This is a genomic window from Weizmannia agrestimuris (genome assembly GCF_943193165.1).
In the GTDB taxonomy this organism is placed as follows: domain Bacteria; phylum Bacillota; class Bacilli; order Bacillales; family Bacillaceae_C; genus Weizmannia; species Weizmannia faecalis.
This window is the reverse complement of sequence record NZ_CALPDC010000004.1, coordinates 39095-58988: the sequence shown is the minus strand read 5'-3', so window position 1 is coordinate 58988 and position 19894 is coordinate 39095. Positions and strand designations below refer to the sequence as shown.

The 19894-nt window shown below is 48.7% G+C and carries 17 protein-coding genes and 1 riboswitch; of the genes, 2 read left to right on the top strand and 15 right to left on the bottom strand.

Going from position 1 to position 19894, the window contains the following annotated elements:
- Positions 1–38: 38 nt before the first annotated feature.
- The 3 genes from sdhB to NFR98_RS03515 form a co-directional block, all read right to left on the bottom strand.
- On the bottom strand, positions 39–806 hold the full coding sequence (gene sdhB, locus NFR98_RS03525; RefSeq protein ID WP_014097814.1) for a succinate dehydrogenase iron-sulfur subunit: 768 nt from the start codon (positions 804–806) through the stop codon (positions 39–41).
- A 72-nt stretch (positions 807–878) separates the two neighbouring features.
- A complete protein-coding gene (sdhA, locus tag NFR98_RS03520; protein WP_017553821.1) occupies positions 879–2630 on the bottom strand; it encodes a succinate dehydrogenase flavoprotein subunit in 1752 nt (583 codons plus the stop codon).
- Positions 2631–2701: 71 nt separating this feature from the next.
- The gene (locus NFR98_RS03515; RefSeq protein WP_017553822.1) at positions 2702–3310 is read right to left on the bottom strand and encodes a succinate dehydrogenase cytochrome b558 subunit; all 609 of its coding nucleotides are present in this window, start codon (positions 3308–3310) and stop codon (positions 2702–2704) included.
- 427 nt (positions 3311–3737) lie between these two features.
- Here NFR98_RS03515 and NFR98_RS03510 point away from each other — a divergent pair, with 427 nt between their 5' ends.
- Complete coding sequence (locus NFR98_RS03510) at positions 3738–4196, top strand: YslB family protein (RefSeq protein WP_017553824.1); 459 nt, start codon at positions 3738–3740, stop codon at positions 4194–4196.
- 39 nt (positions 4197–4235) lie between these two features.
- Here the strand turns inward: NFR98_RS03510 and NFR98_RS03505 are convergent, their stop codons facing one another.
- The 12 genes from NFR98_RS03505 to zapA all read right to left on the bottom strand — a co-directional run bounded on the left by NFR98_RS03505 (position 4236) and on the right by zapA (position 18822).
- The gene (locus NFR98_RS03505; protein WP_251459703.1) at positions 4236–5465 is read right to left on the bottom strand and encodes an aspartate kinase; all 1230 of its coding nucleotides are present in this window, start codon (positions 5463–5465) and stop codon (positions 4236–4238) included.
- A gap of 135 nt (positions 5466–5600) precedes the next feature.
- A riboswitch (Lysine riboswitch) is annotated at positions 5601–5778 on the bottom strand.
- 101 nt (positions 5779–5879) lie between these two features.
- On the bottom strand, positions 5880–7652 hold the full coding sequence (uvrC, locus tag NFR98_RS03500; protein WP_061565140.1) for an excinuclease ABC subunit UvrC: 1773 nt from the start codon (positions 7650–7652) through the stop codon (positions 5880–5882).
- A 105-nt stretch (positions 7653–7757) separates the two neighbouring features.
- The gene (gene trxA, locus NFR98_RS03495; RefSeq protein WP_014097808.1) at positions 7758–8072 is read right to left on the bottom strand and encodes a thioredoxin; all 315 of its coding nucleotides are present in this window, start codon (positions 8070–8072) and stop codon (positions 7758–7760) included.
- 185 nt (positions 8073–8257) lie between these two features.
- Positions 8258–9238 carry an electron transfer flavoprotein subunit alpha/FixB family protein gene (locus tag NFR98_RS03490; RefSeq protein WP_035184453.1) on the bottom strand — a complete coding sequence of 327 codons (981 nt, stop codon included), beginning with the start codon at positions 9236–9238 and terminating at the stop codon, positions 8258–8260.
- 30 nt (positions 9239–9268) lie between these two features.
- Complete coding sequence (locus NFR98_RS03485) at positions 9269–10042, bottom strand: electron transfer flavoprotein subunit beta/FixA family protein (protein ID WP_061565141.1); 774 nt, start codon at positions 10040–10042, stop codon at positions 9269–9271.
- A 62-nt stretch (positions 10043–10104) separates the two neighbouring features.
- Positions 10105–10878, bottom strand: a complete 774-nt coding sequence (locus NFR98_RS03480) for an enoyl-CoA hydratase (protein WP_017551106.1) — start codon at positions 10876–10878, stop codon at positions 10105–10107.
- A gap of 33 nt (positions 10879–10911) precedes the next feature.
- Positions 10912–11505 carry a fatty acid metabolism transcriptional regulator FadR gene (gene fadR / locus NFR98_RS03475; protein WP_014097804.1) on the bottom strand — a complete coding sequence of 198 codons (594 nt, stop codon included), beginning with the start codon at positions 11503–11505 and terminating at the stop codon, positions 10912–10914.
- 142 nt (positions 11506–11647) lie between these two features.
- Positions 11648–13345, bottom strand: a complete 1698-nt coding sequence (locus NFR98_RS03470; protein WP_017551107.1) for an AMP-binding protein — start codon at positions 13343–13345, stop codon at positions 11648–11650.
- A gap of 236 nt (positions 13346–13581) precedes the next feature.
- Complete coding sequence (locus NFR98_RS03465; RefSeq protein WP_014097802.1) at positions 13582–15936, bottom strand: endonuclease MutS2; 2355 nt, start codon at positions 15934–15936, stop codon at positions 13582–13584.
- A 75-nt stretch (positions 15937–16011) separates the two neighbouring features.
- Positions 16012–17730, bottom strand: a complete 1719-nt coding sequence (gene polX, locus NFR98_RS03460; protein WP_251459701.1) for a DNA polymerase/3'-5' exonuclease PolX — start codon at positions 17728–17730, stop codon at positions 16012–16014.
- Positions 17731–18008: 278 nt separating this feature from the next.
- Positions 18009–18545: a CvpA family protein gene (locus tag NFR98_RS03455; RefSeq protein WP_014097800.1), complete on the bottom strand. Its 537-nt coding sequence runs from the start codon at positions 18543–18545 to the stop codon at positions 18009–18011.
- The gene (gene zapA, locus NFR98_RS03450) at positions 18532–18822 is read right to left on the bottom strand and encodes a cell division protein ZapA (RefSeq protein ID WP_013859878.1); all 291 of its coding nucleotides are present in this window, start codon (positions 18820–18822) and stop codon (positions 18532–18534) included. The genes NFR98_RS03455 and zapA overlap by 14 nt, the downstream gene beginning before the upstream one ends.
- Before the next feature lie 100 nt (positions 18823–18922).
- Between zapA and rnhC the strand changes: the two genes are divergently transcribed.
- A complete protein-coding gene (gene rnhC / locus NFR98_RS03445) occupies positions 18923–19858 on the top strand; it encodes a ribonuclease HIII (protein WP_251459699.1) in 936 nt (311 codons plus the stop codon).
- The last annotated feature ends 36 nt before the right edge of the window (positions 19859–19894 follow it).

Genomic DNA, 19894 nt, shown 5'->3' with positions numbered 1-19894 from the left:
ACATCTACTGTTTCCGCTTTGATGTGGCACTTTTGGCATTAGTCAACCGTATGGTCACTGCCAAAGAATTTTTTAAACATATAGATGGTTGTTTCACGGTTTAATGCTGCGATGGATGTTGTCAGCGGGATACCTTTCGGGCAGGCTTGTACACAGTTTTGCGAGTTGCCGCAATTGGCAAGACCGCCGTCACCCATGATCGCTTCAAGTCGTTCATCGCGGTTCATATGGCCGGTCGGGTGCGCATTAAATAACCGTACTTGCGAAAGCGGCGCTGGCCCGATAAAGTTTGAACGGCTGTTGACATTCGGGCAGGCTTCCAAACATACGCCGCAAGTCATGCATTTTGCCAGTTCATAAGCCCACTGCCTTTTTTTCTCCGGCATGCGCGGCCCTTCCCCTAAGTCGTAAGTGCCGTCAATCGGAATCCAAGCTTTCACTTTTTTCAGCGAGTCAAACATGCGGCCGCGGTCAATTTGCAAATCTCTGACAACCGGGAATGTCCGCATTGGGGCAAGGCGGATCGGCTGCTGCAGTTTGTCCACAAGCGCTGAACAAGCCTGGCGTGGTTTGCCGTTAATCACCATGGAACAGGCACCGCAAACTTCTTCCAAACAGTTCATTTCCCAAACAACAGGTGTTGTTTTTTCCCCTTTGGCATTGACCGGATTCCGGCGGATTTCCATCAGGGCCGAAATGACATTCATATTCGGCCGGTACGGAACTTCAAACGTTTCGTCATATGGTTCTGATTCCGGATTATCCTGGCGTTGTATGATAAATGTAACGGTTTTTTGTTCACCCATCCTTATTCTCCTCTTTCCTTATGAAATCACCCGGGCAAAAGCCGGAAAAAATCCGTTTTTGCCCGATCCGAATCAGTGCTTCTTCGTGTAGTCGCGTACGCGCGGTTTGATCAGCGATACATCTACATCTTCATAGCTGAAGACCGGTTCATTGTTCACAGGGTCATAATTTGCCATCGTCGTTTTCAGCCATTCTTCGTCGTTGCGGTCCGGAAAATCAGGTTTATAGTGGGCACCGCGGCTTTCATTGCGGTTCAGAGCGCCGATCGTGATGACGCGCGCCAGCTGCAGCATGTTATACAGCTGCCGTGTAAACGAAGCCGCCTGGTTGCTCCATTTCGATGTATCTACAACATTAATATTTTTCCATCTTTCCATTAATTCCTGAATCTTTTCGTCCGTTTTCTTCAGACGGTCATTGTAACGGACAACCGTCACATTGTCTGTCATCCATTCGCCCAGTTCTTTATGCAGCACATAGGCATTTTCGGTTCCGTCAAGCGACAAAATATCGTTCCATTTTTTCTCCTGTTCTTGGACAGCACGTTCAAAGACGGTTGACGGCAGTGCATCCGCGCTCTTTTCAAGCCCGTCGATGTAGTTGACAGCTTCAGGCCCGGCTACCATCCCGCCATAGATGGCAGAAAGCAGGGAGTTTGCCCCTAAGCGGTTCGCGCCGTGCATCGAGTAGTCGCATTCGCCTGCTGCGAACAGCCCCGGAATGCTCGTATGCTGCTTATAGTCCACCCATAATCCGCCCATGGAATAGTGGACGGCCGGGAATACTTTCATCGGCACTTTATGCGGGTCATCGCCGACAAATTTTTCATAGATTTCAATAATCCCGCCCAGTTTAACGTCCAGTTCATGCGGATCTTTGTGCGACAAATCGAGATAGACCATGTTCTCGCCGTTAATGCCGAGTTTCAAGTCCACGCAGACATGGAAAATTTCACGGGTTGCAATATCGCGCGGCACGAGGTTCCCGTATGCCGGATATTTTTCTTCCAGGAAATACCACGGTTTGCCGTCTTTGTACGTCCAGATGCGCCCGCCTTCCCCGCGTGCGGATTCACTCATCAGCCGCAGTTTGTCATCACCCGGGATGGCAGTCGGGTGGATCTGGATAAATTCGCCGTTCGCATACGTTGCGCCCTGCTGGTATACAATAGAAGCCGCCGAGCCGGTATTGATCATCGAGTTGGTCGACTTCCCGAAAATAATGCCAAGGCCGCCTGATGCCATAATGACAGCATCCGCAGGAAAAGCTTTGATTTCCATTGTGGTCAGGTTTTGCGAAACAATGCCGCGGCAGATGCCTTCATCGTCTTTGATAATGCCGAGAAATTCCCAGCCTTCGTATTTCGTGACAAGCCCGTCCACTTCATGGCGCCTTACCTGTTCATCCAATGCGTATAAAAGCTGCTGGCCGGTTGTCGCGCCTGCAAATGCTGTGCGGTGGTGCTGGGTGCCGCCGAAACGCCTGAAGTCCAAAAGCCCTTCCGGCGTGCGGTTGAACATGACACCCATCCGGTCAAACAAGTGGATAATCCCCGGCGCCGCTTCGCACATCGCTTTTACCGGCGGCTGGTTGGCAAGGAAGTCGCCCCCGTATACCGTATCGTCAAAGTGGATCCATGGCGAATCCCCTTCCCCTTTTGTATTGACAGCGCCGTTAATGCCGCCCTGTGCGCAAACAGAGTGCGACCTTTTTACCGGCACTAAAGAAAACAGATCAACCTGCCGGCCTGCTTCTGCAATTTTTACAGTCGCCATCAAACCGGCAAGCCCTCCGCCGACAACAATGATTTTGCCATTAGCCAACTTGATTCACTCCCTTTTCATACTTGATGCCTCTTACAAACCAGTAAACTGCTATTTTTCGAATCTTTTCATTATGCAAATGCTAATAAAGCCCTGACGCCGACAACGGAAAGCAGCACAAAGACCACGATCATCACATATGTGGAAATTTGCTGTGACCGGCGTGACTGTGTAATGCCCCAGCTGACCAGGAACGACCAGAGACCGTTGGCAAAGTGGAAAATGGCAGCCACTGTCCCAATTATGTACCAGGCGAGCATCCAACGATTTGCTAAAAGATTTGCCATCAGATCAAAATTCAATTCCTTGCCAAGCGCCATTTGAATGCGTGTTTCATAGATGTGAAATACGAGAAAGATCAGGACCAGCACACCGCTGATTCTTTGCAATAGGTACATCCAGTTCCGGAAGTAGCCCATCGTGCCGACATTGCTCGATGCCGTAAACGAAATGTATAAGCCGTAAATTGCATGGAACAGAAGCGGCAGATAAATGAATACTACTTCCACAAAAAGCAGGAACGGCAGGTTTTCCATAAAACCGGCTGCTTTATTGAAGGCAGCAGCACCGTTTACCGCATAGTGGTTTACGGTCAAGTGGATGACTAAAAATAAGCCGATGGGTACAACACCCAGCAAAGAATGCAGTTTGCGGTTATAAAACTCTCGATTTCCAGCCACATTGTATCCCCCTTTGTAGTGTGAATTTATGCAAAGAAGACAAATTTTGCATAGCTTCCTCCCGCATAAATATTTTATAACAATTATGTGACAGTTTTATTGTACTCCCGACAAATGGGCGCGTCAAGGAAACGCATTCATGAATTTGCGCCGAAAATGCCGTTTATTTGTCATATTTGTCAGTCTTTCTTCCATTTTTTAAAATTTTTTCAGTATAGCTCTTTTGCCATATGCTTTTGCATAAAAAAGAAATTTTTATCCAAGGCTTGTCTTTTTTCATCGGATTTTACCGCAACCGGTACCACTTCCCCGTATAACGCGGAAACCGGCGGAAAAAGTTCCCTTTATTTTTGTGTATACTTAAAAAATGCTTTTAAGTCCGGTTTTATTTTGTATATAATATAGCATATAGAAAGAGGGGAATTGCGTGAAATCTTCTGGTGGAAATGAACAAACCGTTGCGGAACAGCTGATGGTGCCCGCATTCGGATATGAGCTGTTGCGCAATATATTAATTCCGGATATACTCGGCAAGGAAACGCCGGATATTCTGTACTGGGCGGGAAAACATTTGGCAAGAAAATTCCAGCTGCTTACCTATGAAGAAATGGTTTCTTTTTTCAAAGAGGCCGGCTGGGGAACGTTGTCAATCAAAAAAGAAGAGAAATATCATATTGAATTTGAGTTATCCGGGCCGATGATTGAACGGCAGCTGGATATGGGCGCAGGCGCAGAACCGACATTCAAGCTTGAAGCCGGGTTTTTGGCCGAGCAGTACCAGATGCAGAAAAAACTGATCACGGAAGCTGTGGAAGAAGTTGCGAAAAAGGCAAAAAAAATCCGGATCACCGTGCAGTGGGATGCGAAAGACCCGGCCGGGGAATAAATATGAAAAAGCAGGGGGCTCCCCTGCTTTTTCATATTTTCATATATTTTGTTCCACTGCATCCAGTTCAAATGCTTCATGCAGGCACCGGGCGGCCCGGACCATTTCTTTTGCATCGACAACGGTGGATACTTTGATCTCGGACGTGCTGATCATTTTAATCGCAATGCCGTGGTCGGCCAGAACCTGGAACATTTTTGCCGCAACGCCTGGGTTGGAAACCATGCCCGAGCCGATGATGGACACTTTTGCGAGGCCGGTTTCCGTTTCAAAATGGTCGATGCTGAGGGCTTCTTTCCCGGCTTCCAAAAGATCGGCCGTTTCTTTCAGATCTTTATCTTTTATCGAAAATGATAAATATGTTTTATGGTCCGCCGTCCGGTTCTGGATGATGATATCGACATCAATATGGTGTTCCGCCAGTGTCGTGAATATATCCGGCAAATTCCGGAAGCCGTTTTCCAGCCCGAAAATGGTTACCCTTGTAATGCCGTCTTCAAATGCAACGCCGCGGACAATTAAATTTTTTTCCACCGAAACTTCCTCCTCTATTAACGTGCCTTCCTCCCTTTCAAGGCTCGAACAAACGATCAGCGGCACAGCCGCATTTTTGGCAAACTCCACCGCCCTTGCATGCAGGACGCCCGCCCCGAGGCTCGCCAGTTCAAGCATCTCATCGTAGGATACAGCCTTAAGCTTCCGGGCATTCGGAATATAGCGCGGGTCAGACGTAAACACGCCGGTGACATCCGTGTAGATCAGGCAGCGGTCCGCATGAAGCGCTGCTGCAAGCGCCACTGCCGTTGTATCCGAGCCGCCCCTGCCGAGTGTCGCAATTTCGCCTTCCGGGGTGATGCCCTGAAACCCGGCGACAATTACAATTTGCCCGGTTGCCAGACGGGATTTGATTTTTTCAGTCCGGATTTCCGTGATCCGGGCGTTTCCGTGTACGGGTTCCGTTATAATGCCGGCCTGCCATCCGGTATAAGAAACGGCATCGTAGCCGCGATCGATCAGTGCCATGGCGACAAGCGAAATCGTTACCTGTTCGCCGGTTGAAAGCAGCATATCCATCTCGCGTTTTGCAGGATACGTAGAGAGTTCATTTGCAAGCCCGACAAGCTGGTCCGTTGTTTTGCCCATCGCGGAAACAACGACAACAACATCATGGCCCTTTTCCTTTTCTTCAATAATCCGGTTGACCGTATTCCGGATCCTTTCTACATTCCCAACCGAAGTTCCCCCGAATTTCTGAACAATGATTCCCAATAACTCCGCCACCTTCTGCAGTTTATAAGTAAGATGAGGCTGTCAGAGTGAAAGCAAAGCAACTTGGCGCCCATTTAAAAAAGCAATGAGAACGGATATCTCATCGCTTTTGCAAACGCGGGTACGCAGTTATTCCTGTGAGATAGCGCTCCAAGACATTTCATCCTGACAGTTCCGGACTTCTTCAGTACAGAACCAGCAAAAACGGCATTGAGACCATTTTCACTTCGGCAAAACTTCCTTTCAGAAACGATCCCGGAAGCCCAATCTTCTCCCGCTTCTTACTCTTAAGTTTTGCGCCTCTATCATGTAACGGCTTTGCCGGACGCGGGATGACCGCTCCCGAAAGTCTGAAACAAAGCCTGCCATATGAAATTATCATGATTATACCATATACGGAAAAACCCTGCCAGGTTATTCTTGTAATTTTTTGATTAATGTTTCGGATACCGGACGCGGAATGCCCGCTTCCACAAATTCTTCCAGCTTTGCTTGTTTCATTTTCTTCAAGGAGCCAAAATGGCGGAGCAGTTGTTTTTTCCGTTTCGGCCCGATGCCCGGAATATCGTCAAGCGCCGATTGAAAAGCGGATTTTCCGCGCAATTCCCTGTGGAAGGTAATCGCAAACCGGTGCACTTCATCTTGGATGCGCTGAAGCAGGTAAAATTCCTGACTGTTTCGCCCGAGCGGCACAACTTCCAGCGGGTTGCCGAACAAAAGCTGCGATGTATTGTGTTTCTCATCCTTTGCCAGGCCGCCGATCGGGATCTCAAGCCCGAGCTCATTTTCAAGCACATCCCTTGCCGCGTCAATTTGCCCTTTTCCGCCGTCAATGATGATGAGATCCGGAAGCGGTAAGTTTTCCCTCAGGGCACGGATGTAACGACGGCGGATCACTTCGCGCATCGATTCATAATCATCCGGCCCTTCCACTGTTTTGATTTTATATTTGCGGTATTCTTTTTTTGCCGGCTTACCGTCCACAAACACGACCATCGCCGAAACCGGGTTTGTCCCCTGGATATTCGAATTATCGAACGCTTCAATCCGGTGTGGCGTGTAGATGCCAAGCTTTTCGCCAAGATTTTCAACGGCTTTGATCGTTCGTTCCTCGTCCCGTTCAATCAACGCAAACTTTTCCTTCAATGCAATCTTTGCGTTTTTCTCGGCCATTAACACGAGCTCTCGTTTCTGGCCCTTTTTCGGCTGGAGCACTTTGATTTCGAGCAGTTGTTCCGCCAGTTCCCGGTCTGCTTTTTCCGTAATCAGCACTTCTTTCGGCTTAATATGCTCCGGTTTGGCGTAAAACTGCCCCAAATAGCTCAAAAATTCCTCATCCGGCTCATCGTAAGACGGAAAAAGCGAGACATCTCGTTCGATCAGCTTTCCTTGGCGCATGAAAAAGACCTGGACACACATCCAGCCTTTATCCACTGCGTAGCCGAAAATGTCGCGATCCGTAAAATCCGTCATTGTAATTTTCTGTTTTTCCATCGTCATTTCAATATTGGCGATCTGGTCGCGGTATTCTTTTGCCCGCTCAAATTCAAGCTTTTCTGCAGCCTCATGCATTTTTTCTTCCAGTTCTTTTTTGATTTCCGTGTAACCCCCGTTCAAAAAGCGGGTAATTTGATCGGTGATCTCTTTGTATGTTTCTTCTTTCACCTCATTGACACACGGCGCAAGACACTGGCCCAAATGGTAATAAAGGCAGACGCGGTCCGGCATATTGGTGCATTTCCGCAAAGGATACAACCGGTCCAGCAGCTTTTTTGTTTCATTAGCCGCCTGCACGTTCGGATACGGGCCGAAATATTTGCCTTTATCTTTTTTCACTTTCCGGGTGGTGATCAGACGCGGGTGGCGTTCATGGGTCAGCTTAATATACGGGTATGTTTTATCATCTTTCAGCATGATGTTGTATTTCGGGTCATGCTTTTTGATTAAATTAATTTCAAGAATAAGGGCTTCAATATTGGAAGAAGTGACAATATACTCAAAGTCTTCGATCTCGCTGACAAGCCGCTGCGTTTTTGCGTCATGCGAACCGGAAAAGTAAGAGCGGACACGGTTTTTTAAAATTTTGGCCTTCCCGACATAAATGATGGTCCCCTGTCTGTCTTTCATTAAATAGCAGCCGGGTTGGGCGGGCAGGAGGGCAAGTTTATTGCGGATCGTCTCGTTCAATTTCTCTTCACCTCAAAATCCTGCGTTCTGTAAAAAACCCGGACCACAGCCGGCCCGGATTTTAAAATGCATTTGCGCACGGCTTGAAGCCGAGCGTTTATTGTATTATAAATGTTTGTTCACTAATTCTTGCAAAGCTTCTTTCGGCTGGTAACCGATCACTTTGTCGACCGGTTTGCCATCTTTCATGAGAACAAGGGTCGGAATGCTCATGACGCCGAATTTGCTGGTCGTTTCCTGATTCTCATCCACGTCTACTTTGACGATTTTCACCTTGTCGCCCATTTCAGCATCGATTTCTTCAAGTACCGGTGCAATCATTTTGCACGGACCACACCATGTTGCCCAAAAATCCGTTAATACCAAACCTTGGCTGACTTCCTGCTCGAAAGTCGCGTCGGTAGCATGTGTAATTGCCATATTGAAAGAACCCTCCTAAATCAAACTATTACTGCTTGGGATAAGTATATCATCCTTTATCATATGTTGCGAACAATTTGTCCGGTCCGGAAAAAGCAGTAATGATTTTATTATTTTATACCCTTTTTTCACGAATATCCAACAGAAAACAGGCCCGGAACGAATTTTTTCGTCCGGGCCCGGGATTACGCCGATGTGACTTTCAGTTTTTTGATTTCCTCTGTGAGAAGCGGGACCACTTCGAACAGGTCGCCGACAATGCCGTAATCCGCCACGTTGAAGATGTTCGCTTCCGGGTCTTTGTTAATGGCCACAATCACTTTCGAGTTGGACATGCCGGCCAAATGCTGGATGGCACCGGAAATACCGCATGCGATATACAAATCCGGTGTAACCACTTTGCCCGTCTGCCCGATTTGCAGAGAATAATCGCAATAGCCAGCGTCACATGCGCCGCGCGAAGCCCCAACCGCGCCGCCGAGCACATCGGCAAGTTCTTTCAGCGGTTTGAAGCCATCCGCGCTTTTCACGCCGCGGCCGCCTGAAACGATGACTTTCGCTTCCGAAAGGTCAACCCCTTCACTTACTTTCCGAACCACTTCTTTGATGATCGCGCGTAAATCTTTAATTCCCGCGTCAACGGTTTCGATATCCCCTGTGCGTGATTCATCTTTTTCAAGTGGGCTGATGTTGTTCGGCCGGATGGTTGCAAAGATGATCCCGTCTGTTATGATCTTTTTCTCAAACGCTTTGCCGGAGTATATCGGGCGGGTAAAGACGACATGTTCCCCGGCTGATTCCACTGCGGTTGCGTCCGAAATCAGACCGGCATCCAATTTAGCCGCTACTTTCGGGGCCAGGTCTTTGCCAAGCGCCGTATGGCCGATTAAGATGCCATCCGGCTTTTCAGATTCGATCACCGCAAGCAATGCTTGGGAAAAACCGTCTGAAGAATAGCTTTTCAGCTTCTCGTCTTCCACCACGGCAACACGGTCAGCGCCGTATTGAATCATGTCTTTCCCCAAATCTTTCACAGCGTCCCCGATCAAAACGCCGACCACTTCCCCGCCTTCCGCTACCGTTTTTCCGGCGGCAATGGTTTCATATGATACATTGCGGAGCGATCCGTCACGGACTTCCCCCACTACTAATACTTTTCGACTCATGCTGATCCCCTCCATTTCCGGTTTCTTTGCTTAAATCACTTTTGCTTCATTATGCAATAATTGGACAAGTTCTTTTACCTGGTCGGCAATTTCGCCTTCAAGCACTTTTCCTGCTTCTTTTTTCGGCGGCAGGTAAACCTCAATCGTTTTGGTTTTTGGCTCCACGTCTTCTTCTTCAAGGTCAAGGTCATCCAGTTCCAGCTCTTCAAGCGGTTTTTTCTTCGCTTTCATGATCCCCGGGAGCGAAGGATACCGCGGCTCATTTAAGCCTTGCTGCGCTGTAACGAGCAGCGGAAGGGTCGTTTCAATGATTTCGGAATCTCCTTCGACATCTCTTGTGACCGTCGCTTTGTCGCCGTCAATTTCCAGATTGGTAATCGTCGTTACATACGGGATGCCGAGCAACTCCGCCACCCGCGGGCCGACCTGTCCGGAAGCGTTGTCAATGGCGACATTCCCGCCGATAATGAGATCCGGTTCCTGCTCTTTTAAATAAGCGGCGAGCACTTTTGCCGTTGTGACCTGGTCGCTTGCTTCCACATCGTCTTCAATATTAATGAGGACTGCTTTATCCGCACCCATCGCAAGGGCCGTCCGCAATTGCTTTTCCGCATCTTCATTGCCGACTGTGACAACCGTGACTTCGCCGCCCTGGGCATCGCGCACCTGGATGGCCTCTTCAACGGCGTATTCATCGTACGGGTTGATGATATATTCTGCCCCGTCATCCTGTATGCGGCCGTTTGCAATCGCAATCTTTTCTTCTGTGTCAAAAGTCCGTTTTAATAATACGAAGATATTCATGCCGTTCCCTCCCTAAATCGTTAAAAAATAAAATCTTTTAAGCGCATACAAATCAAAAAATGTTAGGCCCCTGTAAAACGCGGTTCCCTTTTTTCAATAAAAGCTTTGATGCCTTCCTCTGCATCTTTTGAGCCGAACAGCTCAAGAAAACGTGCGGATTCCTGCTCCAAGCCTTTTTCGTAATCGTTTGTTTTTGAATAATTGACGAGTTCAATAGAGGCTTTCAGGGCCAGCGGGCTTTTCTTTGCAATTTTTTCAGCCAGCGCCTTTGCTTTCGGGAGCAATTCCTCTTCCTTATAAGCATGGTTTGCAAGCCCCTGCTGCACGGCCTCCGTTCCGGTCAGCGGTTCGCTTGTCCACAGCATTTCAAACGCTTTGCCGCGTCCGACATACCTTGGCAGCCGCTGCGTTCCGGCAAAACCCGGCACGAGTCCGAGGCTCAGTTCCGGGAGGCCGAGTTTTGCATTTTCTGTGACAAGACGGATATGGCATGCCATCGCAAGTTCGAGCCCGCCGCCAAGTGCCGCGCCGTGGATCGCGGCGATGACCGGTTTCGGGAACGCTTCCACTTTTTCGAACAATTCCTGACCAGAAACCGCCAGCGCATCGGAGCCGCCGGAGTCCCTTAATTGGACAAATTCTTTAATATCCGCTCCTGCCGAGAAAAATCTTCCTTTCCCGTAAAGGAGCACGACCCGGGTTTCAGGATCGTTTTCAAGCTGGCCAAACGCTTGCGCAAGTTCTTGTAAAAGGGCCTGCGCAAGCGCGTTGGCAGGCGGCCTGTTCATTTCAATGCAGGCGACCGCATTTTCCCGTTTGATCGTAATAAATTCCATCCCGTCTCAAACCCCCTTGTGAAAGCTGCGGCATTAAACCGCCGTTTTTTTGCCGCAGCCGTTAATGATCAATTGATGGACGGGAGCAGCCAGTGAAACGAGGTCGTATTTTTCTTTATTCATCACCCATGTCGTTACCGTTTCATCGACTGTCCCGAAAATCATCTGCCGGACGAGCCGGACGTCAAGCCCGGAATCGAATTCACCTTTTTCCATGCCTTCGCGGATGATTTGGTCAACGAGCGTCAAATATTCTTTCAGCACGCTGTTGATTTTAAGCCGCAGATCTAAATTGGTCTGCCGCAGTTCCAGCTGGGTCACGACCGCCAAATGGTGATCGGCGGCAAGGACTTTGAAGTGGTTTTCGATCATCTTGAGCAACTTTTCGGAAGGGGAAAGGTCCCCTGCAATATATTCGGAAACCTTTTCGATAAACAGCTGCATCTTTTCTTCAAACAAAGAAATCAGGATGTCTTCTTTGTTTTTAAAATACAAATAAATCGTGCCGTCCGCTACGCCCGCCTGTTTTGCAATTTTTGAAACCTGTGCCTGATGATAGCCGTGTTGTGCGATAACCACCACTGCTGCATCAATAATTTGTTTGTACTTTGGCCTGTTTTTCCTCACGGGCTATCACCTTTCAATCTCATGATCTGTCAATTTGGCCGGCCGGTTTAATGGCGGCCAGAAAATGAATGACCATTCATTCATATTTTCATATTATACAGGAATGCAGCATTTGTCAAGTCCTGTTTATAAAAAAATTTCCTTACCCGATCTTCTCTCCTCCATTTTCCATCTTTTCTTTTTCTTCTGCAACCAATGAGCGCCGCAAAATTTTCCCAACGGCCGTTTTCGGCAGTTCATCCCGGAATTCGTAAATGCGCGGGACTTTATATGCCGCCAGATATTGGCGTGCAAACCGGTCCAGTTCTTCTTCCGTTACTGTCATATTGTCTTTCAGCACAATATAGGCTTTGACGGTTTCCCCGCGGTACGGGTGCGGTACGCCGGCAACTACGGCTTCCTGGACGGCAGGGTGCTCATACAGCACTTCTTCGACTTCACGCGGATAAATATTATAGCCGCCTGCTATAATGATGTCTTTTTTCCGGTCGACAATATAAAAATAACCTTCCTCGTCCATATAAGCCAAATCCCCCGTAAATAGCCACCCGTCTTTCAGCACTTCCTGCGTTTCTTCCGGGCGGTTCCAGTAGCCTTTCATCACTTGCGGCCCTTTTACCGCCAGCTCGCCGACTTCACCGGGCGGTAACGGCCTGCCGTCTTCGAGCGAGCGGATTTCGCAGTCCGTATCTGGCCATGGCACGCCGATACTGCCTTTGACGCGATTTCCCCATACAAAATTGGCATGGGTGACAGGAGAAGATTCACTGAGACCATACCCTTCCACAAGCTTGCCGCCGGTCACCCCTTCAAATTTCTGCTGGACTTCTACCGGCAGCGGGGCAGAACCGCTGATGCATGCTTCAATCGATGACAAATCATATTCCTTGATTTTCGGGTGGTTTAAAAGCCCGATATAAATGGTTGGCGCACCCGGAAACAAAGTTGGCCGCTGTTTTTCAATCGTCTTCAGCAGTGACTCCGCATCAAAGCGCGGAATTAAAATCATTTTAAAGCCCTGCATGACAGAAAGAATCAGCACGGTCGTCATGCCGTACACGTGGAAAAACGGAAGCATGCCGAGCACTACTTCTTCCCCTTTTTTGGCCCTGTACATCCAGGCATCGCACATTGTCGCGTTTGCAATCAAATTGAGATGTGTCAGCATGACCCCTTTCGGCACGCCGGTTGTGCCGCCGGTGTACTGGAGAATCGCAAGGTCCTCTTCGATATCGAATGGCGTGTCAAGCGGTTCCGGAACTTCTTCCTTCATGATGTTCTTTAGCAAGTGATGGTGCCCACCGTGCTGGACCCGGACAGTAACGCCCGTTTGCTTTTTCTGCAGAAACGGGTAGATGACGTTTTTGGGAAAAGGCAAATACTCGCTGATGGCGGTTACAATAATATGTTCGAGATCGGTTTTCTCAAATACTTTTGCCACTGTCGGGTACAGGAAATCAACTGTCAGGATGGCCTTCGCGCCGGAGTCTTTCAGCTGATATTCCAGTTCCCTTTCCGTATATAGCGGATTCGTCATGACGGCTATCCCGCCCGTGTAAAGGATGCCGTAAAAACCGATGACGGCCTGCGGGGAATTCGGGAGCAGCACGGCAACCCTATCGCCTTTTTCCACTCCGAGTTTTTTTAAATACCCGGCAAATTTGAGCGCCGCTTCATACACTTCACGGTATGTCATTTCTTTCCCCATAAAATGGAGCGCTTTTTTGTCAGGATACTGTTCAGCTGCTTCGGTTAAAAATGCACAAACCGGTTTTCGCGGATACGTAAGGGAAACGGGTATTTCCGGCGGATACTGGGACAGCCATGGCCTGTCTGTCATTTGCATCAACTCCATTTTGCATCTTTTATTGACTTATTTTATTATAACGAAAATTGAAAGCGTTGACAATTATTTGCAGCCGAAACAGGAGAAGGATGCGCTCCTTCTCCTTGTCACGGGCTAATCTGCAACAATCAAATAAATGACGCCAAGCAATGCAAAAACGGCACAGCAAACAAACAAAATTTTTGCCAGCTTTTCGAGAAACAAAAGGCCCTCCCCCTTGCCCTTGAAAATTACTTGAATTCTACAATCGTAACGCCGCTGCCACCTTCGCCTGGTTCCCCGAGACGGATTCGTTTTACGGCGCGGTGATGTTTTAAAAATTCCTGCACCCCGTTCCGGAGCGCACCTGTTCCTTTCCCGTGGATGATCGAAACGCGCGGATACCCGGCTAAAAGCGCATCGTCAATATATTTTTCAACTTTTAAGAGCGCATCTTCATAACGCTCCCCGCGCAAATCGAGTTCCAGGCTGACATGGGAATCGCGCCCCCTGACCGTTGCCAGGTGCTTCTCCGGCTGTTTTTGTTGCGGCGGCCGGATATATTCCATGTCGGATTCTTTTACTTTCATTTTCAAAATACCCATTTGCACGAGCCACTCGCCGCCTGCCGTTTGTTCAAGTAGCGTGCCTTTCTGGTTGAAGCTGAGCACTTTGACTTCGTCGCCCGGCTGGTAGATATGCTGTTTTTTTGCTTTTGCCGCCGGTTTGCGGTCCAGTTTCGGCGCCAGTTCCTCCAGCTGTTTTCTTGCATCAATCAGTTCATGTTCTTTCACATTGGCTTTGGATTCAAGCTGCATTTTCCGCAAGTCGCGGATGATCTCTTCCGCTTTTTCCTTTGCCTCTTCCACCACTTTTGCCGCTTTTTTCTCCGCTTTTCCGTACAGCTCATCGCGGCGGGCATAAAACGCCGCCATTTGTTTTTGCAAATCACGGTGCAGTTCCTCGGCATCCTTCAACAGTTCCTGCGCTTCCTGCCGTTCTTTTTCCGCCTCGCGCCTAGCCGATTCGAGCGCGGCAATCATATTTTCGACCTCGTTTGTGTCCGCGCCGATTAGTGATTGGGCGTGTTCAATAATGGACGGGGAGAGCCCGAGGCGCCTTGAGATTTCAAACGCATTACTCCGGCCGGGAACGCCGATTAAAAGCCGGTATGTTGGGCTTAATGTTTCCACATCAAACTCGACGCTTGCATTGACGACCCCTTCACGGTTATAAGCGTATGCCTTCAGTTCCGGGTAGTGGGTGGTGGCGACAACGCGGGCCTCCCTTTTGTACACTTCGTCCAAAATTGAAATCGCAAGGGCAGCCCCTTCCTGCGGGTCGGTACCGGCGCCGAGCTCATCAAACAGGACGAGCGACTGATCGTCGACCCGTTTCAGGATTTCAACGATATTTGTCATATGGGAGGAGAAGGTGCTAAGGCTTTGCTCAATCGACTGTTCATCACCGATATCGGCAAATACTTCTTTAAAAACAGCCATTTCCGAACCGTCCAAAGCGGGAATTTGCAGCCCGGCCTGCGCCATGAGCGTGCACAGCCCGATTGTTTTCAGCGTAATCGTTTTTCCGCCTGTATTCGGCCCGGTTATCACAATGGTCGTATATTCCTGCCCGATCGTAATATCATTTGGCACCACTTTATCGGCTGGAAGCAACGGATGACGCGCTTTGAACATACGGATGGCGCCATGATTGTTGATCACCGGTTTCGAACCTTTAATGGACCGGCCGTATAAAGCTTTGGCAAACATAAAGTCAAAATCAGCGAGAATTTCAACGATGGTTTCAAGCTCCCCGCCGGCTGCTGCCACTGCGGCGGACAATTCGCTTAAAATCCTTTCAACCTCCTGCTGCTCTTTTAAATGCCATTCACGCAGCTGGTTATTCAAGTCCACCACCGATTGCGGCTCAATGAACAAAGTCTGTCCGGAAGAAGACTGGTCATGGACGATTCCCCCGTAATTTGCCCGGTATTCCTGTTTTACCGGGATACAATAGCGGTCATTCCGGATCGTAATAATCGCATCCGACAGCATTTTCGCCGCATTTTTGCCGCGGATATAGCCTTCCAGTTTTTCACGAATGCGCCGTTCCGTACCGCGCAGCCCGTGCCGGATTTGGCGCAGCGTTTCGCTTGCCGAGTCCAGAATTTCCCCGTTTTCATCCACCGCATTCCGGATTTCATGTTCGAGCGGCGTAAGGACCGCAATCCTGTCCACCATGCTTGTTAAGATCGGCAGTTCTGTTTCTTCTTCCGTGATTCCTTCAATAAACCGTTTCATCGTTCGGCTGACATGGATGGTGCTGGCAATCTGCACCAGTTCCTGCGGGTTCAGCCTGCCGCCGATCGCCGCTCTTTTCAGATGACGGCGGATGTCATAAATGCCGAAAAGCGGCACATGCCCTTTTAAACGCAGCACTTGCGCCGCTTCATCCGTCTCCTCCTGCATCCGGACCACTTCTTCATAGGAAGAGGAGGGAAAAAGGGCTTCAATTTTTTCGGCCCCAAGCGGAGAAGAAGCGTGCTCAAGCAGCAGATTTTTAATTTTATCAAACTCGAGTGTTTTGATGATTTTATGTTGCATCTATTCGTCCTCCATGCATTCCGGATTCCAGCGTTCCGGAAAACTGCCCTCTATTCATTGCAGAAAGGGAATGGATCAGTGCTGATGTTTCTGTTTTAAAAACTCAAGGAGTTGTTCTTTCGTATACGTATTGACCACATTTTTCCTTTCAATCCAGCCTTTTCTCGCGGTGCCGACACCGAAAGCGATATTGCCCAGTTCCGCAGTTGCGTGTGCATCGGTGATAATCGCGATTTTCACACCGGCTGCCTGCGCTTCTCTTGCACGGGCCGCTGAAAGGTCCAATCTGGCGGGGTCGCCGCTTAATTCAAGGATCGTGCCGGTTTCCTTTGCCCATTGGAAAAGCAAATCAAAATCGACATCGTACCCCTGCCTTTTTTCGATTAATCTTCCGGTCGGATGGGCAATCATGTCCACATGCGGGTTGAATAAAGCGTTGCGCAGCCGTTTCATGATCTGCGCGCGGCTATTCCCGAACCCCGAATGGATGGAAGCAATGACGAAATCAAGGCCTGACAGCACATCATCATCAAAATCCAAAGTCCCGTCCGGCAAAATGTCCATCTCAATACCGGACAAAATCAAGATATCCGGATATTTTTCATTTAACCGGCGGATTTCATTCATTTGCCTGATCAAACGTTCACGTGAAAGCCCGCCGGCGACTTTTAAATATTTAGAGTGGTCCGTGATTGCGATATATTCGTACCCTCTTCTTCTGCATGCATTGACCATGTCTTCAAGCGAATCTTTCCCGTCCGACCAGACGGTGTGCATGTGCAGGTCGCCCTTTACATCATCGATCTGGACAAAAGGCGTCCCCTTATAGGTTTCCACCTCGCTGCCGTCAGCGCGGATTTCCGGAGGGATGTAAGGCAGGCCGTAATGATGATAAAACGAAGCTTCACTCGGAAAACGGAGCAATTCGCCTGTCTTCAGAATTTTGACGCCGGATTGCGTCAGCCGCTCGCCATGAAGACCGGCAATCTGCTGCATTTTTTCCAGATGCGGTTCCGGCCCTGTTGAAAGAAAAAGCGTCATCGCATACAGGTCAGGCAACGCGATCCGGAAATTGATCCGTAAGCCAGGTTCCCCTTTTAATTTAGCCGTTATTTTTATACTCCGGATAGAAACAGCTTCCACGACTTCGTTCATTTGAAGAATGTCCTCCGCAACCGATTTTGGATCGAATGTAGAGATGACATAATCGAGTTCTTCTATTCTTTCTTCAAACCGCCGGATACTGCCGGCACGCGAATAGGTTTCTATTTTCCTGTTTCCGGACAGCGTTTCTTCGATCAGCAAAAGTACCGGCAGCAGCCGGCCGATGGTATAAGCCGGTTTCCCCGAAAGCTGGTCAAGCGCGTGCAAAAGATTGGACTGCGTCGTTTTTCCAAACCCTTTTAACGTTTCAACTTTTCCTTCTTCACAAGCTTTCCTTAAAGAATCCGCATCTGTAATGCCAAGTTCCCTGTAAAGCCTTGATATTTTCCTGGCACCAAGACCCTGTATCTGCATGAGCGGAACCAGCCCTTTTGGAACTTCGTCTTTTAGTTGTTCAAGCAGGGTGGACCGCCCAGTTTCCACGAACTCTTCGATGACGGAAGCGGTTGTTTTTCCAATATGAGGAATATCCGTAAAACGGCTGATTTCTGACAAGTCACGCCCATCCGCTTCCAAGGCAGATGCAGCCCTGCGGTAAGCCGCGATTTTAAAATGGTTTTCGCCTTTCAATTCCAAGTAAACCGCAATTTGTTCCAGCAGCCGGATGACACTGCGTTTATTTGTCCGCATTCGCCTGCCCCCTTTTTAACTTATTAAGTGAAGGATCGGGTTTTTACCGTTTTCCCGCTACGATGATTGGGAAAGCGCCCTTCCAATGGCCGCACATTTTTTCCAGCAGCATGGGAAGTATTTGAATCCGTGCCCGGCATTCAAGCCCCGTCCGGAAAAAACCAGCATGTACACGGGCGATCCCCTCCATAAAGAAACACTCCCCCGTCGCGAGAAGTGCTGTTTTGAAAAACCCATTTTCAACCCGTTTGCAAATGGTAAACGTGCCGCCCGGGTTTCTATTTCACCCACCATGACGCCACAAGAGCTGAAATATAAGGTGTATTTTTAATCATGCCTTCTGCGACTGCGGATGCCTTGAGCGCGGATTGGATCTCATCCACCGGCAGCAAGGATCCAATATATAAAACGATAAAAATGATCAAGTACAGCTCGGCAAACCCGAGGATGCCGCCCGCCCATCCATTGACTTGTTTGAGGACCGGGAGCTGGGCCAAAAAGGTAAGGGATGACCCGACAATATTTAGAAGTATCCTGACGGCAAAGAAAAGAATGGCAAACGCAATGATCCGGTAAAATGCCGTTTCCATATTGCCCTCGTGCATCAGAAGGGCAAATGAGCTGTCGCTGTTAAAAGAAGGATACGGAATCATTAGCTTCAATTTTTCCGCCAGGTCATCATACAATATGTACGCAACTGCGGAGGCAATTACAAACCCTGTGAGGTGGACAGCCTGCAATATAAATCCTTTCCGCTTCCCGTTCAGGAATCCAAGCACAAGCAAAATGATGATGATCAAATTAACCATTTTCATCTTCATCCTTTTTCAACAATTGTAAATAGTGCTGTTCAAGCAGCTCATACTGCTCTTTCAGTTTTATATAATCATGGACAGCATTTACGGCTGTCAGCACAGCCACTTTGCCAGTATCTAATGAAGGATTCTTCGCGCTGATTTCCCGCATTCTTTCATCAACCATCGAGGCAACCAGGCGAATATGGCTTGCCGGATCCGTTCCGATTATGGTATATTGCTGTCCGTATATGCCAACAGTAATTCGGGTTTTTTCCAATGTTGCCTGCCTCCCCATTTGTAAGAATCCTATTCTCTATCATAGCATGACGGAAAAGCCTTTGTCTAACAATGTCGAACAAATTCAAGGAGATCCTGAAACTGCCGGAGGAATCAAAATGTCAAATACTGTCATTCTCGTTTCAGCTTCAACCATGCAAAAAATGAAACAATCTTATCAAAACAGCCTGTCAGGAAAAGTTCCGTCCGGCGCCGTTTTTGCCGCAAAAATACCAGGCTGCTCCATTACCGGCTATAAGTCCGGAAAAGTTTTATTTCAAGGGCCGGCCGCAGAAACGGAAGCGTCAAAATGGGGACAGCCGCTGGAAAAGAAGCCGGATGCCGCCCGGAGCGCAAAATCTTCCGGCAACCCGCTGCCTCCTGATATCGGAGAGCTTTCCGTCATTGGATCGGATGAAGTCGGAACAGGCGACTTTTTCGGGCCGATGACGGTCGTCAGCTGTTACGTTGAAAAGAAACAGCTCCCGCTTTTAAAAGAACTGGGCGTAAAAGATTCAAAAGGATTAACAGACAGTCAGATTGCCGGATTAGCGAAAGAACTGCTCACCTTTGTTCCGTACAGCCTGCTCATTTTGCCGAACGAAAAATACAACCGGCTCCAGCAATCGGGCATGTCGCAAGGAAAAATCAAAGCATTGCTCCATAACCGGGCTTTGTACAATACCGCCCAAAAAATTGCGCCGGCAAAACCGGATGCAATTTTAATTGATCAGTTCGCAGAAGCGTCCACTTATTATCGGTATTTGCAGAACGAAAAAATCGTCATGCGTGACGGCGTCTATTTTAGCACAAAAGGGGAAAGCGTCCATCTTGCGGTTGCGGCCGCTTCAATTCTCGCACGCTATGCTTTTGTCCGGGAGTTTGAAAAATTGAGCAAAGAAGCCGGATTTGTTTTGCCAAAGGGCGCCGGTGCACAGGTGGACCGGGCTGCCGCACGGCTCATCAAGGAAAAAGGCATGGCCGCGCTGCCACATTTTGTCAAACTGCATTTTGCCAATACGGAAAAAGCGAAAAGGATTGCGGGAATCAGCTGAAGCCCGTTCCGGCCGGAGCCGGCCAAAACCGGCTCC

Coding starts and splice junctions, on each gene's coding strand:
- NFR98_RS03465 (WP_014097802.1), bottom strand. CDS start 15,936: ATGCAACATAAAATCATCAAAACACTCGAGTTTGATAAAATTAAAAAT.
- NFR98_RS03490 (WP_035184453.1), bottom strand. CDS start 9,238: ATGAGTCGAAAAGTATTAGTAGTGGGGGAAGTCCGTGACGGATCGCTC.
- polX (WP_251459701.1), bottom strand. CDS start 17,730: ATGCGGACAAATAAACGCAGTGTCATCCGGCTGCTGGAACAAATTGCG.
- sdhB (WP_014097814.1), bottom strand. CDS start 806: ATGGGTGAACAAAAAACCGTTACATTTATCATACAACGCCAGGATAAT.
- NFR98_RS03470 (WP_017551107.1), bottom strand. CDS start 13,345: ATGACAGACAGGCCATGGCTGTCCCAGTATCCGCCGGAAATACCCGTT.
- rnhC (WP_251459699.1), top strand. CDS start 18,923: ATGTCAAATACTGTCATTCTCGTTTCAGCTTCAACCATGCAAAAAATG.
- NFR98_RS03480 (WP_017551106.1), bottom strand. CDS start 10,878: ATGGAATTTATTACGATCAAACGGGAAAATGCGGTCGCCTGCATTGAA.
- zapA (WP_013859878.1), bottom strand. CDS start 18,822: ATGGGGAGGCAGGCAACATTGGAAAAAACCCGAATTACTGTTGGCATA.
- NFR98_RS03455 (WP_014097800.1), bottom strand. CDS start 18,545: ATGAAAATGGTTAATTTGATCATCATCATTTTGCTTGTGCTTGGATTC.
- trxA (WP_014097808.1), bottom strand. CDS start 8,072: ATGGCAATTACACATGCTACCGACGCGACTTTCGAGCAGGAAGTCAGC.
- NFR98_RS03485 (WP_061565141.1), bottom strand. CDS start 10,042: ATGAATATCTTCGTATTATTAAAACGGACTTTTGACACAGAAGAAAAG.